The following is a 1,933-nucleotide window of genomic DNA, read 5'->3' as shown; positions in this document are numbered from 1 at the left end:
TGGACCTGGCGCTGACCGGACAGGGCTATTTCACGGTAGATACCGCCAGCGGCCCGCGTTACACCCGCGCCGGCAATTTCCGCCTGAACGACCAGCGCCAGCTTGTGGATGCCGGCGGCCTGCCGGTGCTGTCCAACAACGGCCAGCCCATCACCATTCCGGCCGGCACCAGCGACGTGAAGGTCAGCGGCGACGGCACCGTCGCCACCGAACTCGGCCCGGTCGCCAAGCTGAACATCGTCACCTTCAAGACCGAGCAGATGATGACCGAGGTCGGCAACGGCCTGTACGTCACCGACGAGCAGCCGCAGCCGGCCCCGGTCGAGACGAAAGTGGCACAGGGCTTGCTTGAAGGTTCCAACGTGAAGCCCGTGGTCGAGATGACGCAGATGATCGACATCCAGCGTCAGTACATGTCCGCCCAGAAGATGCTGGACAACGAACACGAGCGGATCCGCACGATGCTTCAGCGTCTGGGCCGCACCGCCTGATCCAGACCGACGACGAGAGGAGAAGACCAGAATGCGCAGCCTCGCCATCGGCGCCACCGGCATGATCGCCCAGCAGCTCAACGTCGAGACGATCTCCAACAACATCGCCAACTCGACCACCACCGGCTACAAGAAGCAGCGGGCCGAGTTCCAGGATCTGCTGTACCAGAATTTCCGCCGCATCGGCTCGACCTCGTCGGATGCCGGCACCGTGGTGCCGACCGGCGTGCAGGTGGGCGCCGGCGTGCGCGTCGCCGCGGTGGCCCGCGTGCTGGAACAGGGCAACCTGAACATCACCGACAACAAGCTGGACGTGGCGATCAACGGCTCGGGCTATTTCCAGGTGACGCTGCCCAGCGGCGACACCGCCTACACCCGCGCCGGCAACTTCAAGCTATCGCCGGAAGGCATGATCGTCACCGCCGACGGCTATCCGATCCAGCCGAACATCACCGTCCCGACCAACGCGGTGGACATCTCCATCAACTCCTCGGGCGAGGTGCTGATCAAGCTGGACGGCCAGACCGCCACCCAGAATGTCGGCCAGATCCAGCTCGCCACCTTCGCCAACGCCGCCGGCCTGGAAGCCACCGGCGACAACCTGTTCATGGAATCCGGCGCGTCCGGCCAGGCGGTGACCGGCAACCCCGGCGCCCCCGGCTTCGGCCGCGTCACCCAGGGGGCGCTGGAGACTTCCAACGTCAACGTCGTGCAGGAGATCACCACCCTGATCACTGCCCAGCGCGCCTACGAGATGAATTCCAAGGTCATCAAGACCACCGACGAGATGATGCAGCAGGCCAGCCAGATGAAGTAACGCCGCCGACATTGCCGGCGCCTCGCTCCAGCCTTCACATCGGGAACCACCGCCATGATCCGCCACACCGCCCCCCGCCGCCTGCCCGCCCTGTTCCTCGGTGCCGCCCTGCTGACCGTTCCGGTCATGGGCGCCGTGATGGGCGCCGGCATGGCGCCGGCCGCCGCCGCCTCGGCGTCCGCGGCGGCTGTCTCCGGTCTGGCGCCCGACGTGGTGTACGGAATGCCGCATGTGGAGGCGGTTCTGTCGGACGCGCTGTCGCGGGTGATCACCGTCGGCCGGCTGCAGATGGAGCTGGACAGCCGCGCGGTCGAGCTGCGCGCGCCCCAGGGCGCTGGCGGGCTGGCGGTGGAGAATCTCTATTACAGCCCGGTCCAGGGCCGCTTCGCCGCCGAGATCGTGGTGACCGGCAGCCAGGTCCGACTGCCGGTGTCGGGCCGCGCCTTCGGCGTGGTGCAGATCCCGGTGCTGTCGCGCCGCGTCATCCCCGGCGACGTCATCGGACCGGGCGACATCGACTGGCAGGACGTGCGCGCCGACCAGACACCAGCGACACCGCGGCCACCGATGCGCAGCTGATCGGCATGACGCCGAAGCGCGGCGTGCCGACAACCAACCCGTCCGC

Annotated in this window: 3 protein-coding genes; all 3 read left to right on the top strand. The window is 67.7% G+C overall.

The annotated features are described in order from the left end of the window. The coding region (locus I71_RS25460; protein WP_042700398.1) for a flagellar basal body rod C-terminal domain-containing protein at positions 1-491 on the top strand (491 nt) is incomplete at its 5' end. A 31-nt stretch (positions 492-522) separates the two neighbouring features. Continuing rightward, on the top strand, positions 523-1,308 hold the full coding sequence (gene flgG, locus I71_RS25455; protein ID WP_042700394.1) for a flagellar basal-body rod protein FlgG: 786 nt from the start codon (positions 523-525) through the stop codon (positions 1,306-1,308). A 54-nt stretch (positions 1,309-1,362) separates the two neighbouring features. Next, positions 1,363-1,887: a hypothetical protein gene (locus tag I71_RS25450; protein ID WP_244434047.1), complete on the top strand. Its 525-nt coding sequence runs from the start codon at positions 1,363-1,365 to the stop codon at positions 1,885-1,887. The last annotated feature ends 46 nt before the right edge of the window (positions 1,888-1,933 follow it).

The sequence above is a fragment of the Azospirillum sp. B506 genome, assembly GCF_000333595.1.
Lineage (GTDB): Bacteria > Pseudomonadota > Alphaproteobacteria > Azospirillales > Azospirillaceae > Azospirillum.
This window is presented reverse-complemented; position numbering and strand designations above follow the sequence as displayed.

Bases quoted from the DNA above. Each gene is read 5' to 3' on its own strand.
- I71_RS25450 (WP_244434047.1), top strand. From the start codon at position 1,363: ATGATCCGCCACACCGCCCCCCGCCGCCTGCCCGCCCTGTTCCTCGGT.
- flgG (WP_042700394.1), top strand. From the start codon at position 523: ATGCGCAGCCTCGCCATCGGCGCCACCGGCATGATCGCCCAGCAGCTC.